Raw genomic sequence first — 16,266 nt, forward strand, 5'->3', positions numbered from 1 at the left:
TAATATGACTAATGAATACGTATTCAAACTAATTGCAGGTGATGAAGTGGTATCTTCTCATGATGTTGCCAAGCTGGCCGGCGTATCGCAATCGACGGTTTCCAGAGTGTTAAACGGATCCAGCTTAGTCAAACCGGAAACCGTGGAGAAAGTCGAAAAAGCGATGAAAGAGCTGCAATTTCGTCCGAATCTCGTCGCTCGAAGCCTAGTAAAGAATAAAACGAATACGATCGCTCTCATTTCCGAGCACTTGTATAATCCTTTCTACGTGGAGACGACGGATAAAATCGTAAATATCGCTGCGGAGAAAGGCTATAACGTGCTAGTGTATTTTCATTTTATCGGAGATGACGCCAGCTTGTATCAGACCGTCTTGAGCCATCGGGTGGAAGGGATCGTCATGTCCTCCATTCTGATCGACGATCCGATTTATTCGGAGCTCGAGGATCTGAACATTCCGTTCGTCACATTCAACAGAAAGCACCGCAAGGGCGGCAATTATATCGAGCTGAATAATGGGAAGGCTGCTGAATTAGCCGTCGATCATCTTGCTGCGCTCGGCCATCGGCGAATTGCCTATATCGGCGGGCCGCTGCACGCATCCACTTTTTACGACAGGCATGAAGGGTATAAAGAAGCCATGCGACGTCGCGGGCTTAAGGTTTTGAAGCCGTGGATCAAAATGACGGATACGAGAGAGGAAAGCATCAAAGCGGCTTGCGGCGATTTGATCAAGCTTCGCGATTCGGAACGTCCTACGGCGATGATTGCCGCTACGGATGCAATCGCGCTTGAATGCTTGGATTATTTGCACAAGGCTGGGATTCGGGTTCCGGAGCAAATGAGCCTGTGCGGGATGGACAATATCAAAATATCTGCTCATCACGCGATACAATTGACGACAATCGGGGCGATATCCGCCAAAAATATGGGCGAGCTTGCCATTGAGCGGCTAATTGCAATCCTTGAACAGGAGGAAGAGCGTCCAATGCCCGAACGATGCACATTGGAGCCTATCCTAATAAACAGAAAAACAACAGCGAGAATACCATAATTTTTTTAGGCTTTAATGAATACGTATTCATAAGAGGAGCGTCAGATTTACAAAAAGGAGGATGCGTGTTTGATGAACAAGGGGATTTTTTTAAATGGCCAAGAAGCCGAGGCCGGCCGATACTACGAGTTATTTAATCCATACTCCGGAGCGAAAATAGCGAATATTGCGCTTTCGTCGCCGGAGGAGATGCGGAGTGCGATTGCTTCCGCACAAGAGGGCTTCCAGCGCATGAAGAGCCTTCCTGCACATCGCCGTTCGGAAATTTTATATCGGACGGCCGAGCTGTATAAACAGAGAAAGGAGGAGGCAGCTCGCATAATAAGCGGGGAAGCGGCAAAGCCGATAAGCGCTGCGAGGTCGGAGGTCGATCGGGCGATTCAAACCTTGCTTTTTTCGGCGGAGGAAGCGAAACGTATTTGCGGCGAGCATATTCCCATGGATGCGGCCGTCGGCGGCGAAGGGCGATACGCGTTTACGATACGTCAGCCGATCGGCGTAGTGGGTGCCATCACGCCTTTTAACTTCCCGTTAAATCTCCTGGTTCATAAAGTCGGGCCGGCTTTGGCCGCCGGAAACAGCATTGTCGTGAAGCCGGCGGAGCAAACGCCGCTGTCTGCATTTTTTCTGGCGGAGCTGCTTACGGAAGCGGGGGCGCCTCAGGGGGCAATTAGTATCGTGCCTGGCGAAGGGCCTGCTCTCGGCAAGGTGCTGCTCGACGATGAGCGAGTCCGGAAAATATCGTTTACCGGCAGCCCTGAGGTCGGGATTGCCATTAAAAGCATGGCCGGCTTGAAAAAAGTAACCCTGGAGCTCGGCAGCAACTCCGCGATGTACATCGACAAGTCCGTCTGCGATCAGCTGTTGTCGATTGCGAAGCAAGCGGCGATCGGGGCATTCGCATACAGCGGCCAAGTGTGCATTAGCACGCAGCGAATCTATGTGCATCAGGAACTATACTCGGAGTTCCTGCGCATGTATAAAGATGAGGTTGAACGTATTCCTGTCGGCGACCCACTGGATGAACGGACGGTCGTCAGTTCGCTGATCAATGCCAAATCGCTTAACCGGATATGTTCCTGGATCGATGAAGCGGTGGCGAACGGAGCCGAATTAATTGCAGGGGGTGTCGTGAAGGATGGAATCCTGACTCCCGCTTTGTTGTCCGGGGTTTCGCCTGACATGAATATTTCGTGCAAAGAGGTTTTCGGTCCGGTGGCCGTCGTGCAAAGCGTTGCGGATAGTCAGGAAGCCGTATCATTAATGAACCGGAGCCGATACGGGCTGAATGCCGGCGTATTTACGAACGATCTGAAGCAGGCGATGCAAATGAGCACGGAGCTGGAAGTCGGGCAAGTGCTGGTTAACGATACGCCGAGCATCCGCTTTGATCATATGCCGTATGGCGGTCTGAAAGATTCGGGATATGGACGGGAAGGCGTCAAATATGCGGTGGAAGAAATGACCGACTTGAAAATGATCAGTCTTCGTTATCAAATCTAGCTCAACCAAATGGGAGGCCAAAGCCATGGAACGTGAAATAAAAACGTTTGTATCGCCGATTAAAATCATTACCGGAACGGGCAGCTTGTCGCGGCTGCCGGAAGAGATCGCTGCCTTGGGCGTATCGAAAACGATGATCTTTGCCGACCCGGGCGTACTGAAAGCCGGCATTCTCGATTCGTTAACCCGGATTCTTGATGAAGGCAAGGTGGACTATACCATTTACAGCGATATACAACCGGAACCGCCTATTCCCGTCGGCGATAAAGCCGTTGCAGCGCTGCGGGACAGTCAAGCGGAGCTTGTGATCGGGATCGGCGGAGGCAGCTGCTTGGACATTACGAAAGCGGCGGCTGTGCTGAGCAAGCATGACGGGTCCATTGCGGATTACTTGAACTTAACGGGGAAGAAGAAGCTATCCGGCAAAGGGCTGCCCAAAATATTAATACCGACTACATCCGGTACGGGAGCGGAAGTGACCGATATCGCCGTCTTTTCTTTGGAATCGACGAAGGATGTTTTGACGCATCCGTACTTATTGGCGGATATTGCGATCGTCGATCCGGAGCTTACTTACTCGCTTCCGCCTAAAATTACCGCCGCTACGGGAGTGGATGCATTAACGCACGCTGCGGAGGCTTTTTTTTCCGTCAATGCTTCGCCTATTACGGATACGCTTGCTTTGGAAGCGATCAGAAAAATTAGTTCAAACATTCATACGGCCGTTCTGCACGGTTCGGACAAAAGCGCGAGAAGAGAGATGTCGTACGGCAGCTTGCTTGCCGGTCTAAGCTTTTATAATGCCGGCGTTGCCGGCGTTCATGCACTTGCCTACCCTTTGGGCGGCTTGTTCAAAATTTCGCATGGCGAATCAAACGCGCTGCTGCTTCCTTATGTGTTCGACTTCATCTGGCCGGCATGCAGTCATGAAAAAATGCTGATGATGACGGAAGCGCTCGGCGTGCCAAGCAGCGGCTTGACGAAACGAAAAGCGGCGCTAACGGCGGTTACCTCCTTCCGAGAAATGATCCGTGAAATCGGGCTTTCGCTTTCGCTTCAGGACTTCGGCATTCGAAGAGAAGACATCGAGCGGTTGTCACAGGACGCGATTAAACAAACGCGGTTATTGGCACGCAGTCCCATGCCGTACACGCTGGACGACATTCGGCGCATTTACATAAATGCATGGGAAGGGAAGCCGGGGCACGAGTACTGATTCGCAATAAGATTTCGAAAGGATGGACGTCGTTCATGACGCTTCATCCTTTTTGACGTTGCAAAAAGGATGGAGGCTAAGTCGATTAGGATATGCCGATCGCCGGCCGCCGCTTTCGAGCTAACCGTTGATGATGCGGAATGTGCAAGGTTTGATTTGGTTTGTGCAATTATTATCGTCAAAAATATTGCTATACTTTTCTCTATTGGACGGTTGTCCAATTGCTCTCTATAGGTGCTCAATAGAATAAGAGTCGAGTGAAAAAGGGGGAGGATACAGCAATCTGTTAAGAAATCGATTACTGAAATTTATAAGCGCTTTCAAACATGGGAAGGGTGATAGAATGAGTTTGCGAAAAAAATCGTGGTTCGCCTTCATGCTTGCCTGCTGTTTAATCTTCCAACTTATTGCCGTATGGGTCCCAAAACCGGCAGCAGCGGCGCTGACCGGAAATCTTGTTGAAAATGCCGGTTTTGAGAATACGTCCGGGATCGCTCCCGAAAAGTGGTCGGTTTACTGGAACGTTTGGAATGAATCCATTAAAGCTGTGCCGGAAGCTGCCCGAACGGATATTTATGGTATTTCCATTCAAACGGCTATTAACAATAGTCCATGGGTGGCGACACCTGTTCCGGTAGAGGAGGGCGCTACATATGACGTGACGTCCTGGTTTCGGGCCTTTCTGGATAGCGGGAATGTCTGCTATAAAGTGGAGTTTTATAAAGGTCTGGAGAAAACGGTGGAGAATTGGGTGGAAGGATTTGTCCATGCCGAGCCGCAATCGAAGCTGGACGGACAGTGGCATGAGATGAAATATGAAATTCAAGCGCCATCCGCTTCACGGTATATGTACGTTTACCTGCGTCTTTGCGGGACGGGGACCGTACATTTCGACGACGTTTCGGTCGTAAAGACGAAGGACAAGCAGCAGCTCGTACTCGGTACGAATCATGTCTACTTTTATCCCGAGATGTCCGAAGGTGTTGTCAAAATCGCTTTGGATCCGGTGAACGGCGTATATGCAGGCAAAAAGGTGGATCTCTCGATCCGTGACGAGGATGAGGGGACGTTGTTTCATCAGGAGGGTATAGCTGCCGCTGCGGAGCTTAACGCTTCGTTCGACCCTTTGTCGATGGAGCTGCGGAAGCCGTATTTTGTGACGGCAGTACTTAAGGATGAGAACGGACTGGAGCTGGAGCGACAGGAGAAGACGATTTACAGGTGGGAACGACCGGCGGCGATTCCGCAGAACGGACCGGTAATCGAGAACGGCGAACCGTTCTTTCCGTTCATCGCATACCATGTCGAACGGACGGACTTTGCCGAATTAAGCGCCATTGGCGTCAATACCGTACAGGGCGTCGCCAGCTCCAATCTGGACACCATGCAGAGCTGGTTCGACTCGGCGCATGCGAACGGACTGAAGGTGCTGGTTCCGCTGTACAAGGACATGAAAGTTAAGGAAAATTACGACCTGACGGAACGTATTGTAAACCGTTTCAAGTCTCATCCAGCCGTGCTCGGTTATATGATTATGGATGAACCTGTCGGAAACGGCATTCCGCAGCAAGAGCTTCTGGACGCATACAAGCTGGTGCGTTCATTAGATCCGATTCATCCGACTTATATGGTGGAAGCGGCTCCATACGCATACTCTTCCACAGGACAAGCGACGGATATATTGGTTACCGACCGATACCCGTACGCAAAGGACTACATGCAGCCGATTTCCATCGTCGGCGACGGGGTAAGAGACGCCGTGGCAGCCGTGGACAATGCGAAGCCTATTTGGACGATCCTGCAAATGTTTCGGCTTCCGGAAACCGTATGGAACTATCTTCCGACAATCGAGCAAGTCCGCAATATGGCGTATCAGTCTCTCCTGGCCGGGAGCAAGGGGCTCGGGTTTTATGCCTATAACGATCCGGGCTGGAAGCTGAAGGAATCCGAGCTATGGCCAGGGCTAGTAAAGTTTAAAAGCGAACTGGCTTTGATCGCCGATCTGGCGACAAGCGGCTCCAAGACGGACGGCCACGCAGGCAGCGACGTGCAATGGGGCGTATACAACAAAGGGTTGGAGCAATACGTCATCGCTTTAAATGTAACAAAATCCGCGAAAACCGCGGCAATTCCGCTCCCGCAAGCGGGGAATACGGTTGAGCTCGCGTATGGCGGTCAACCAAAGCGGACGGGCAGTTGGGAGGAAGTGCTGAACATCGACCTAGGGCCCGAGGAAACGCTAGTGTACCGGATAACGCCTTATTTGAACGGAGTTCAGCAAGCGATCGGCGAGTGGGAAAGCGCATCGGAGCTTCTCGCCAGCCAACAGTGGAAGAAGAAATCGCAGAAATTAGCAGCAGAGCTGCTGAAAGTAAAAGAAGAGCTGGAAAGCGCGCAAACCGATGGCGGAAAAACCGTCAAAAAAGCTGAAAAAGCGATAGACAATATCGAGAAATTGCGAGAGTGGGTGACCCAAAAAACCGATACTGAGCTTCAAGGGAAAAGAGCGCAAATAAACGATTTGCTTGACTTTGCGTATTCCAGTCTTCTTCCGATCTTACAATCGATGGCGCAGCTTAACGTGCAAATTGCGGGATTGCCTTTGCTGCCGGGCGATGAGTTGGCATTGAACGTAACAGGTCAAAATATAGGCGATAAAGCGATCCGAAATGCGGAGCTTCGCATCGAATACCCGGAAGCGCTGGGTCTGCCTCCGACCGTAAAGCAGCTTGGGAAAATCGTCAAAGGCCAGAGCTTTGCCCATGCAGAGAAACCGGTTATACCAATTGCCGGACAGCAGGGCGAGTATGTCGTAAAAGCTACACTAGCCTTCGATTATAAAGGAACGGCCGTCCAAGTGCCCGCGGAAACGGCGTTTACGGTTTCGCCGATGCTTACTGCCAGGCTGACGCCGGATCGAATGGATATTACTAACGCAGGCTCTTATCCGTTCGCCCTGGAACTGACAAACGCATCCGATCAACCGCTTGTGCTCGATCTGCAGCACACAACAGCGGAAGGCTTTTCGATTGATCTCGCACCATCTGTCGTACTGGCAGGGCATGAAAATAAAACCGTTCAAGGTATTTTGACGGTTTCCGAGACGTCGGAGGACGGCGAATATGCTGTTGCCATCGAAGCCTCTTCGGCAGGCGTCAGACATGCGACTCTCCCGTTTTCCGTTCTGATCAATACGAATGCCGTTTATAACGGCGGATTCGAACAGAAGGCGTCCGGCTCGGCCTCACCGGCCGGGTGGGAGCTGAGAAGCGGCGTTTGGGATCGGAACGTTTCCCATAGCGGCTTGTCTTCCGCAAGATTGAATCCGGATCCGAACAATAGCTTTAATGTACTGAACACAAACGCCGCCAAACAATTTCCAGTGGAACCCGGAACGAAATATACGTTGACGGGATGGGTCAAAACGGAGGCAACGGAAGGATCGGTCGCATTGGGGGTCAGACAAATCGACGCAGCCGGCAACTCCATCGTTTACTCATGGGAGGAAGCGGAGAAAAGCGGCGAGTGGACGAAGGTGGAGGTTACCTTCACTGCACGCGCGAACGCTGTAGGGGCTAGCGTATATTTCAAGCTGAACCAGACGGCGAACGGCTCGGCTTGGGTGGATGATTTGTCTTTGACTGCAATCACCGCCGTACTGGACGGTAAGCTGACACCGGACAGTATTTATGCTAATCAAGCGGGGCACTACCCTTTTTCGATCGAGTTGACGAACGCTTCGGCCAATCCGATATCGGTAGATTTGATAGGGCAAGTTCCGAACGGGATAGCGATGACGCTTGATTCTTCCGTTGCGCTTGCTGCTAAGGAAAAAAAGACGGTTACAGGCTCCGTGTATATACCCGCAACGGTAACCGAAGGCGTTTATGGAATAAAGGTAGAAGCGAAAGTCGGAAATGTGACTTATTTAACGCTTCCGCTTTCGATTACGGTCAGCACAAACCCTGTATACAACGGCAGTTTTGAAAAATTGGGAACCGACGGCAGACCGGACGGGTGGTATACGGGCGCTGGGGTTCGGGATCAAGCGGTCGTCCACAACGGACAATATTCCGTTAAGCTTAGTCCCGATGCGAATAACGCGTGGAACACCATTAATACGGCTCCGCCGCGGGGGATTGCGGTTATACCCGGTCATACTTATACGCTTACGGGATGGGTCAAAAACAGTGCGACGACAGGTTCCGTAGCTTTGGGAATCAGACAGGCGAACGAGAACGGAAGCAGCTTAACCTACACATGGACGGAAGCGGCTAAAAACAGCGACTGGACAAAGGTTCAAGTTAAGGTTACGGCGCTGCCGCAAGCGAAAACGATTTGGGTTTATTTCAAAATGGATCAGATTGCAGATGGTCCGGCATGGGTGGATGAATTGGAGCTAATGGAAGAGGGGGCAATATAGGACTAGAATTGTTGTTGACAATCTGATTTCGATGCTGCCTCAAAGCTGCCTCCATGCCGCAAGCAAGCGGCAGGAGGCATTTTTAAGTCCTTAACGTCCTCTAATTTGCTGCGGCGTATACTTTGTTTTCTTTTTGAATAGTCGTGTAAAGTAAGCGACATTATCGTAGCCGATATGACTGGAAATTTCCTTGACCGTCATGGACGAGGTTAACAGCAAGTCTAACGATTTTTGTATCCGCAAGTTAATGATATGCTGGTGCAAGGAGGTTCCGGTATGCAATTGAATAAGCTTATTTAAGTAAATGGGGTTGAAGTGAAATTCGCTTCCAAGTCGTTCATAGGTTATCGGTTCATTGTACCTGGTTTGGATATACTCGAGAATTTCTTGTACGAGACCGTTTCTGAGGGGCAGGGAGGCGTCTCTGCTCTTTGTTATGCGGGCAACCAGCATGAGCCAAGCGGTAAACAAGCCGTTCAAATACGTTTGATTATACAGCAATCCGTTTCGGAATTCGCCTACGATTTCCCGCAAATATTGACCGATTCGCGCTTCCGGCAAAACATTGATGTGAGGGAGAAAGCCGTCAAAATCGACGAAGGACACTTTACCCGTTTTGACGAGCGAGGAATCGAAAAAAGGAAGATTCAAAGGACCGATAGGGAAGTTCATATGTTGGAAGCCGCTAATAAAGTCAAAATGAATACCGGAAAGCGTGAACGGATTTTTGCTGTCGGAAGCGATACGATGAACGACCTTGGGACCATAAAAGAAAAGATCTCCTGGCGCTGCACGGTAAGCGGTGCCGTCAATTTCAATGTCGCCGGTTCCATCGAAAATATATAAAAACTGATGATCATAGATCATTCGCGGTCCGTAGGTTTGACCGGGGTAAAACTTGAATAAGTTAATAAACCTTACATGAGGTTCGATGTCGGTCATATGCATAACCCGAAGATCTGTAGTCAAATGCAACCTCTCCTAATCGGAAATGTGAGATGACTGATCTTGTTGATGCCTTCATTATAACATGCACCGGAGCGGATTCGCGTTATTGGAAATGAATCGTGAAGCTTCTGTAAGCCGGCGAAGACGGGGCGGACTGCCCAAGAACGAGATTGGCAATACAAGCTTTTGCTCGAGATGGAAGAAGCGCCATGACGACAGTGTTATTTTTTGCGATAAAACAAACAATAAACGGGCAAACTCCCGATTTCCGTCTCACGGTTTAACGTAAAGCCGAATCTCCGATACAACACGACATTCTCCTCGTTCTCCGTATCCAGAGCGATTCCTTGCGAGCGATGGTCCGACTCCGCCAAGCAAAACAGATGCGTTAACAGCGCTTTGCCGATTCCTCGGCCCTGGGCGTTCGGATCGACGCCGATCATGATGAGGTAGTGATGCGGCAGCGAAGGGGCTGCGTTTCTGGTGACCCGCATGTAATCGTTAAGGAAAATCAGCGTTTTTCCGGGCAGCCGCAAACATAAAGGAATCAGCCGCCAAATGAGTCGAACGCCTTCCCAATAACGAATCCTTCCCGCTTGCGGCCTTTCAGCCGCGTAAGCGCCTTTCAAGCTTTCATTTTCAAAATAGCCCCATATTTCTTCATTCAGCGTAAGGCTTTTATCGAACATAAAGGAAAGAAAAGCAGTGATTCTATCTCGTGCTTTGAAGTCCGTCTCCGGATCGCCGAATGCATGTTGAAACAAGGGATCCCGGGCAAAAGCCTTGCTCATTAAAGTTATAAATAAGGGTTTGTCCGTCTTTGTAAGTTTACATAATTTATACCTGTCGCTCATGAGGGGACACCTGTTCTGTTGTTTGCATAGCCATAATGATCGACGGCGAAGCTGAACAACACCTTAAGCATGAACAACTGGCAAACGATCAACATAAATGGCTGAATATCCGGAAGTAATGGAATACAGCCTAGTCCTGCGGACAGAAGCAAACCTGCGACGAATCGCTGCGAGCGTTTGCCGATAAGCGCGTTCACGATAAATGCTCCTAGAATCGTAAAAGCCCATACCGCAATCGAGTGCCAAATCGATGTGTTTACTAAGGCAGCTACTAGCACGATATGAACGTGGATGGCGATGAAGACGATTCGGTTCTTTTTGCGCGCCGCATAAAAATTGCTGGTTGATACCGTAAAATTCGCGATGCAGCCCGAGAAAATATCGAAAATGAGCAGCGACGCCAGAGCGCTCCGCCATACCGGCAAATTGTCGGTAATCTCCGGGTACATCCCATACAAACAGCCGGTAAGCAGTCCGCCAAAAAGCAAAATGGCTAAAATAGCTCCGCTATGCTCCCTTTCACCAAAAACATCATGCAAGAACGGCGGAATCCTCAGTTGTTTCATTTTTTCTCACTCCTAGTCGGTATTTAGGGAACGGTACACGGCTATGCTGCGGTTTAATTATATAGTAAATGTATCGTTACACTACATAATTATTATAACTTTTCCGATTGTAAGTTCAATAGTTTTATACTCAAATCATTGAATTACTCTAAACTTTGAGCTACACTTCAAATGAGGTGGAAAAGATGAACGGCTTTGAACGAAGGAAGCATATAAAAATCGAACAAATATTCAGCGTATCCATACAGCTGTTTTTCAAATACGGCTTTCACAAGGTCAGCGTGAATGAAATCGCCAAAATGGCGAACGTGTCGCCGGCCACGATCTATAACTACTTCGGAACCAAGGAACGGCTTTATGCCGAAATGCTGCTGAATTGGATGGACAAGCAATTGGAGAAGTATGAGAGCATTCTCGATTCCGAGCTTGCTTTTGTTGAGAAAACGAAGAAAATCATGCTGCTTGAAGCCAGTAACGTTAAGACGCTATCGGATGAGCTGCCAAACATTTCGGCATCCGAATTCGGCGAATTGGCGCAAATGCTTGAAAGCTACACGGAGGACAAGGTAAAGCGGTTTTTCATGAAGTTTGTCGAGGTCGGGAAGCGGGAGGGATATATTCGCCTGGATCTGACGGAAGAGAAAGCGATGATTTACTTCACCATGTTCAAAAATGAGTTAGGCCGCCACTGGGAAGCGGATAACGAGGATCGCATAACCCGGAGTATCGATCCGTTGATCGAATTGTTTTTCTATGGAATAGCCGGAAGGATTCAAGACCGGCAGAAGATCACGGGAAGCGAATAGCTAGTTCAAGCTAGCCGTTTCGCTGCGTAATACGTTGGAGCATGGCCATGTTCATTAAGTAAAGTCAAAAGCAGCCCCGGCATTCCGGAAGCTGCTCTTCAATGTTAATAAAAGCGGAGGGAAGCGTATGTTTGAGACGATATCCTACTTACTTGCGGGCAATGATATTCAATGCCGCGCCCACAAAGCCATTTCCGATTTAAACATCATGAACGATTTATCCGATGTTATCCTCATCTTTTGGAAACGTATCCCCATCTAAGGGCTGAGATCATCCGCTTGAAAGAAGCAGGAATCAAAACGGAGCCTGCCTTCGCCCAAGTGTTCGGATTGGTTGGCGATCCTTACGATGAACTGCTCATGATTGGCGATAAAATAGGCGTGCAGGGAAACTGTTCTCCTTCTGCAGCAGACCGATTAACGTAAGCAGCCGAGGTAAAGCTTGCGGATCTGCGAGGCGATTTTGATTGCCGAAAAGCGGTGCAGCGTGATGTTGCGTCCCATTTTACCTAGTTCAACACTCCAACCCGGTGCGTTTAGCACGCGCTCGGCGTCTCTCGCCAGATGACCGACCGTTACAGGCCGGTTGCCGCCATGATCGCCGAATTGATGATGCATCGCATGAGACAGGTTCGATTTTTGCACGATGCCGAAATAACTTTTGGCTCCCGCAGCAATAAGCGGTTTGCCGCATGCCATCGCTTCGTTGGCTACCGTACCCGTACCTACGACCGCATTTGCAGCCCCGTACAATTGCCATATTTGCGTGATCGGAGGACGCACAATAACGGCCTTCCTTCCGATGCGCCGATTGACTTGCGCGGCGAGAAGCGACAAGCGTTTGCGATACATCCCCGGACCGGCTAAAACCGCGATAAATTTCGGTGAAATTTTGGCGATTTTTTCGCTTGCCAAAATGACTTTTTTCGCCACCGGATATTTGTCTTTGGCGAATCGGCTGGCATAAGCAAGCAAACTTCCCGATAACGGGAGACCCAGCTTTTTTCTGCACGAGGTCTGATTGAGCGGACGAAACAGATCGGTACGAACGCCTAGCGGGATTTGGACGGCTTTATGAACGGGGAGGTGCAACGCTCGAACCCAAGCCGACAAGTTCGGCGTAACGACGATGATTCGTCTTGCGATTTTTGCCGCTCTCCGCAATGCAGGCTTATTGTGGTAGCGGCCGTGAACCGTCAGAACAACCGGGATTTTGCGGCGGCTGTGCACAGATGCGACCAACTGATAGCTTAGCGAATCGTTTGCATGCAGCAAATGATATCCTCTTGCCGCGATCAACCGGGACAGTTTGGAAACGGAGCTGCCTTTAGAAAATCCGGATAGCAGATGAACCGGAATTCCTTGTCGGCGGCATGTCTGGACTAACGGTCCGCCGGAGGTCGCGATTTCGACTCGGATTCCGAGTCTCATTAAGGCCCATGCCAGGTTGATCATATATTTTTCGGTTCCGCCGACGTTCAACCGGTAAACAAGCATCAAAATCTTCAAGATTACCAATCCTTTCCCACGGCAAGTACATGCTTTTCGTTCCTATTTATATATTCCGTCGATTTTGCTAGTGACTAGACTGCGAGAAAAACAATTTTTGTCAGCAAATTAATGTTATTTTAAGATTCGTTTAAGCTAACGCTCAGGGAAGCCTTTTATACTAGGTGAAGCGGAAAGCATGTTGACTTCCCGTCCTCGTTACACTACAATTTGTAGTGAAAGGTGAGTGCGGAATGAAAAAAAAGTTTACGTTTAACCATCGCGGCCTCGAGTTGTTTTTTGGACCGCTGGAGGCTCAAATCATGGACATCCTTTGGGCTGTGCCCGATTTGTCCATTAAGGACGTTCAAACGAGGCTGGGGAAGGACAAGGATTTGAATTTCAACACCGTGATGACCGTGATGAACCGTCTGATCGACAAAGGGGTTCTTACCAAAACCGTCAAGGGAAGAACGTCGTTTTATCGGACTTTGGAATCGAAGGAGCGTTTTCTCGAAAACCAGTCGAAGGAAATTTCGCACAACCTCGTGGAGGATTTCGGACCGCTGGTCGTCTCCCACATGCTGGACGGGTTAGACGAGGCCGATCCGGAGCTGCTGGAGAAGCTGGAGCAAAAAATAAAAGCGCTCAAAGAAGGAAGATAGCCGATGTGGAAACGGAGATCGAAGATTCTGTTTTTCTCGAGTGCGATTATTTCGCTGTTTATTTTGGTACAAATGGGACTATACGTGACCGAGAAGCTTTCCGGCGTTGCCGTTCGTAACGTTTTTCAGCAATGCACAAGCTTGCTGCAATCGCTTGGTATACCGTGGATGGCTTTGGTACTCGATATTTTAGTCGTGTCGACGCCTTTTCTTGTCATTTGGCTCGTAGGCAAACAACTTTATTTATGCAGCCGCACCTATAGAAAAATGTCATCGCTCAAAGACGAGGCGCTTACGGCGGCCTTGAACGAAACGTATAACGAAGGAAGAGACGGCATTATTGTCGTTACCCATCCGGAGCCGATCGCGCTGACGATGCGTTTCATCCGCCCGAAGATCGTAGTATCCACCGGGCTGCTGCAGCTGCTGGACTCCGGCGAGCTTGAAGCGCTGCTCCGGCATGAGATTTTTCATATGAAGCATAGGGATCCGCTCAAAGCATTCGTTCTGGTCGTATGTTCATCCGTTCTTTGGTATGTTCCTATTCTGAAGTGGACCCGCAAGCAATACACCGCTGCAAGGGAAGTTCTCGCCGATTCCAGCGCGATTGAAGAGATGGGATCCGCAGAGAGTCTGGGCAGCGCTTTGCTGAAGCTCATGCGTAGAAACCGGACCGTGCGTTATTCGTTTACTTACGCGTCCTTTGCGGATTCATCAATCAATTATCGAATCAAATGTTTGATCGATCCGCAGGCCGAGTTCTCTTTCAAGCTCCCGGTCAAAAGAACGATGTTTTCGTTGCAGGTGGTCGCGATATTATCGGTTTTGTTTATCAGCGAGCTCCTGTAATTTTTTTTAACAACTAACACTACTCAATGTAGTGTATCTTGATTAGGAGGCTGATACAACAACCCCATCTACAGCGAATTCATGTGGACAAGACTAACATACACTTTTGGGAGGAATCATTAGTGAATATCAAAAAAGCGGCGATTTCCTTGGGAGCTCTTGTAGTATTGGCGGGCGGCGGATACGCGGCGTACGATTATTATGCCGGCAATCATGTTACGATTCAGGAGGTCATCCCTGCGGACGCCTCTGTACAGACCGGTACGGCAGCCGTAGAAGCGGCCAAGTTAAACGGCGATTGGAGCATACAGCCGGATTCGAAAGTATATTTTTCCGTAACGACTTCTAAAGAGACCGTCAATTTCGAAGGGGCGACCGTGAAGGGGGATTGGACGATCGATACGGGCGATCTTACGAAAATGAGCGGCCAAGGCGTCGTCGATGTGAACGCGCTGCAGTCGGGCAACTCTCAGCGCGACGGACATGTCAAAGGTGCGGACTATTTGAACGCTGAGGCCAATCCGGAAGCGACGTTCACGGTTAAATCGTTCGAGAACTTCCCGAAGGAATGGAACGAAGGTGCGAAAGCCGCTTTTACGATGAAGGGGACGCTTACCGTCAAGGGCATTTCGAAGGACGTTTCGTTCGAAACCGAGGCGTTATACACCCAAGGGGCTTTTAAAATGGAAGGCAGCACGGTTGTCACCTTCAACGATTTCGGTATGAAAAATCCTCATACGGTCATGCTGGATACGCAGAACGACGTAACCGTGCAGCTTCGGCTCAATTTGAATAAGAAACAAGCATAGCGATGAACGCGCGCTGCTTCCCGGTAATGGGGAGCGGCGTTTTTCTTGCTTCTTCGTCTTGTTCGGATACCCCGCATAACGGTGCACGAAATGACGGGTAACCGATTCGAATACCTGCTATCCTAATGTTGAGGAGGGATACGATGCTCGAAAAAATGAACGATGCCTTACGTTATATCGAGGAAAACCTTACGAATGAAATCGACTTTGAGGAAGTGGCAAAGCGCGCTTATTGTTCGGAATATCACTTCAAAAGAATGTTTTCCTTCTTATCGGGCGTACCGCTTTCGGAGTACATTCGCCGCAGACGATTGACGCTTTCGGCTTTGGAGCTCGTCAATGGCGATAAAAAGATCATCGATGTGGCGGTCAAATACGGGTATAACTCGCCGGATTCCTTCTCCAGGGCGTTTCAGTCGATGCACGGCGTAACGCCTTCCGAAGCCAGACATAGCGGAAAATATCTGAAATCTTATCCGCGAATGACTTTTCAGTTGACAATCAAAGGAGGAAATGAAATGAACGTTCGTATTGTTGAGAAAGAGGCATTCCGTATCGTCGGCATTATGAAAAGAGTGCCGATCATTTTCAACGGGGTGAACCCGGAAATTGCTTCCATGGCGAAAAGCCTGAATGCCGAAACGATCAAAACGTTAAAGGAGCTTTCCGATGCCGAACCTAAGGGGATCATTAGCGCATCTGCGAATTTCTCCGAAGGCAGGATGGAGGAAAAAGGGGAGCTCGATCACTATATTGGTGTCGCAACTACCAAGGACTGTCCGGATGATTTGAGACAGCTTGACGTTCGGGCATCGACGTGGGCCGTGTTCGAGGCCGTTGGCCCCTTTCCGGATACCTTGCAAAATGTGTGGGGACGCATCTACTCGGAATGGTTCCCATCGTCTGGTTACGAGTTGGCGGAAGGACCTGAGCTCTTGTGGCATGAGCATCAAGATATGACATCGCCGGCCTACCGCAGCGAGATATGGATGCCGGTCGTGAAAAGTTTTGACCCCGCGTAAATCGCGGGGATTTTTGTATTGAGAAAAAGTGCAGATCCGGACAGGATGTAAAGATATCGATAG

14 protein-coding genes are annotated in these 16,266 nt (G+C 49.6%); 10 read left to right on the forward strand and 4 right to left on the reverse strand.

The window, feature by feature from the left end; translation table 11 throughout:
* The first annotated feature begins 46 nt into the window (after positions 1-46).
* From DQG23_RS02115 to DQG23_RS02130, 4 genes are all read left to right on the forward strand, one after another.
* Positions 47-1,054 carry a LacI family DNA-binding transcriptional regulator gene (locus DQG23_RS02115; RefSeq protein WP_158560255.1) on the forward strand — a complete coding sequence of 336 codons (1,008 nt, stop codon included), beginning with the start codon at positions 47-49 and terminating at the stop codon, positions 1,052-1,054.
* Positions 1,055-1,126: 72 nt separating this feature from the next.
* Positions 1,127-2,557 carry an aldehyde dehydrogenase family protein gene (locus DQG23_RS02120; RefSeq protein ID WP_113029127.1) on the forward strand — a complete coding sequence of 477 codons (1,431 nt, stop codon included), beginning with the start codon at positions 1,127-1,129 and terminating at the stop codon, positions 2,555-2,557.
* A gap of 25 nt (positions 2,558-2,582) precedes the next feature.
* Positions 2,583-3,773, forward strand: coding sequence for an iron-containing alcohol dehydrogenase (locus tag DQG23_RS02125; RefSeq protein ID WP_113029128.1), 1,191 nt, complete (start codon positions 2,583-2,585; stop codon positions 3,771-3,773).
* A gap of 343 nt (positions 3,774-4,116) precedes the next feature.
* Complete coding sequence (locus DQG23_RS02130; RefSeq protein WP_113029129.1) at positions 4,117-8,196, forward strand: carbohydrate binding domain-containing protein; 4,080 nt, start codon at positions 4,117-4,119, stop codon at positions 8,194-8,196.
* Positions 8,197-8,286: 90 nt separating this feature from the next.
* On the opposite strand, the gene DQG23_RS02135 is transcribed toward DQG23_RS02130, so the two are convergent.
* From DQG23_RS02135 to DQG23_RS02145, 3 genes are all read right to left on the reverse strand, one after another.
* Positions 8,287-9,165: a helix-turn-helix transcriptional regulator gene (locus DQG23_RS02135; protein ID WP_146762235.1), complete on the reverse strand. Its 879-nt coding sequence runs from the start codon at positions 9,163-9,165 to the stop codon at positions 8,287-8,289.
* Positions 9,166-9,365: 200 nt separating this feature from the next.
* A complete protein-coding gene (locus tag DQG23_RS02140; RefSeq protein WP_337589380.1) occupies positions 9,366-9,908 on the reverse strand; it encodes a GNAT family N-acetyltransferase in 543 nt (180 codons plus the stop codon).
* 86 nt (positions 9,909-9,994) lie between these two features.
* Positions 9,995-10,564, reverse strand: coding sequence for a hypothetical protein (locus tag DQG23_RS02145; protein WP_113029132.1), 570 nt, complete (start codon positions 10,562-10,564; stop codon positions 9,995-9,997).
* 185 nt (positions 10,565-10,749) lie between these two features.
* Here DQG23_RS02145 and DQG23_RS02150 point away from each other — a divergent pair, with 185 nt between their 5' ends.
* Complete coding sequence (locus DQG23_RS02150) at positions 10,750-11,370, forward strand: TetR/AcrR family transcriptional regulator (protein WP_113029133.1); 621 nt, start codon at positions 10,750-10,752, stop codon at positions 11,368-11,370.
* 171 nt (positions 11,371-11,541) lie between these two features.
* The gene (locus tag DQG23_RS43675; protein WP_113029134.1) at positions 11,542-11,796 is read left to right on the forward strand and encodes a DUF4269 domain-containing protein; all 255 of its coding nucleotides are present in this window, start codon (positions 11,542-11,544) and stop codon (positions 11,794-11,796) included.
* Here DQG23_RS43675 and DQG23_RS02160 read toward each other — a convergent pair.
* On the reverse strand, positions 11,788-12,879 hold the full coding sequence (locus tag DQG23_RS02160; RefSeq protein WP_113029135.1) for a glycosyltransferase: 1,092 nt from the start codon (positions 12,877-12,879) through the stop codon (positions 11,788-11,790). The two genes, DQG23_RS43675 and DQG23_RS02160, sit on opposite strands and share 9 nt — an antisense overlap.
* 233 nt (positions 12,880-13,112) lie before the next feature.
* On the opposite strand from DQG23_RS02160, the gene DQG23_RS02165 reads away from it, so the two are divergent.
* From DQG23_RS02165 to DQG23_RS02180, 4 genes are all read left to right on the forward strand, one after another.
* The gene (locus DQG23_RS02165; protein WP_113029136.1) at positions 13,113-13,523 is read left to right on the forward strand and encodes a BlaI/MecI/CopY family transcriptional regulator; all 411 of its coding nucleotides are present in this window, start codon (positions 13,113-13,115) and stop codon (positions 13,521-13,523) included.
* A gap of 3 nt (positions 13,524-13,526) precedes the next feature.
* Complete coding sequence (locus tag DQG23_RS02170) at positions 13,527-14,372, forward strand: M56 family metallopeptidase (RefSeq protein WP_113029137.1); 846 nt, start codon at positions 13,527-13,529, stop codon at positions 14,370-14,372.
* Positions 14,373-14,494: 122 nt separating this feature from the next.
* On the forward strand, positions 14,495-15,181 hold the full coding sequence (locus tag DQG23_RS02175) for a YceI family protein (protein WP_113029138.1): 687 nt from the start codon (positions 14,495-14,497) through the stop codon (positions 15,179-15,181).
* A gap of 143 nt (positions 15,182-15,324) precedes the next feature.
* On the forward strand, positions 15,325-16,203 hold the full coding sequence (locus tag DQG23_RS02180) for an AraC family transcriptional regulator (protein ID WP_113029139.1): 879 nt from the start codon (positions 15,325-15,327) through the stop codon (positions 16,201-16,203).
* The last annotated feature ends 63 nt before the right edge of the window (positions 16,204-16,266 follow it).

The organism is Paenibacillus contaminans, from assembly GCF_003285015.1.
GTDB classification, from domain to species: domain Bacteria; phylum Bacillota; class Bacilli; order Paenibacillales; family NBRC-103111; genus Paenibacillus_V; species Paenibacillus_V contaminans.

Bases quoted from the DNA above. Each gene is read 5' to 3' on its own strand.
- DQG23_RS02120 (WP_113029127.1), top strand. From the start codon at position 1,127: ATGAACAAGGGGATTTTTTTAAATGGCCAAGAAGCCGAGGCCGGCCGA.
- DQG23_RS02125 (WP_113029128.1), top strand. From the start codon at position 2,583: ATGGAACGTGAAATAAAAACGTTTGTATCGCCGATTAAAATCATTACC.
- DQG23_RS02130 (WP_113029129.1), top strand. From the start codon at position 4,117: ATGAGTTTGCGAAAAAAATCGTGGTTCGCCTTCATGCTTGCCTGCTGT.
- DQG23_RS02145 (WP_113029132.1), bottom strand. From the start codon at position 10,564: ATGAAACAACTGAGGATTCCGCCGTTCTTGCATGATGTTTTTGGTGAA.
- DQG23_RS02150 (WP_113029133.1), top strand. From the start codon at position 10,750: ATGAACGGCTTTGAACGAAGGAAGCATATAAAAATCGAACAAATATTC.
- DQG23_RS43675 (WP_113029134.1), top strand. From the start codon at position 11,542: ATGCCGCGCCCACAAAGCCATTTCCGATTTAAACATCATGAACGATTT.
- DQG23_RS02165 (WP_113029136.1), top strand. From the start codon at position 13,113: ATGAAAAAAAAGTTTACGTTTAACCATCGCGGCCTCGAGTTGTTTTTT.
- DQG23_RS02170 (WP_113029137.1), top strand. From the start codon at position 13,527: ATGTGGAAACGGAGATCGAAGATTCTGTTTTTCTCGAGTGCGATTATT.
- DQG23_RS02180 (WP_113029139.1), top strand. From the start codon at position 15,325: ATGCTCGAAAAAATGAACGATGCCTTACGTTATATCGAGGAAAACCTT.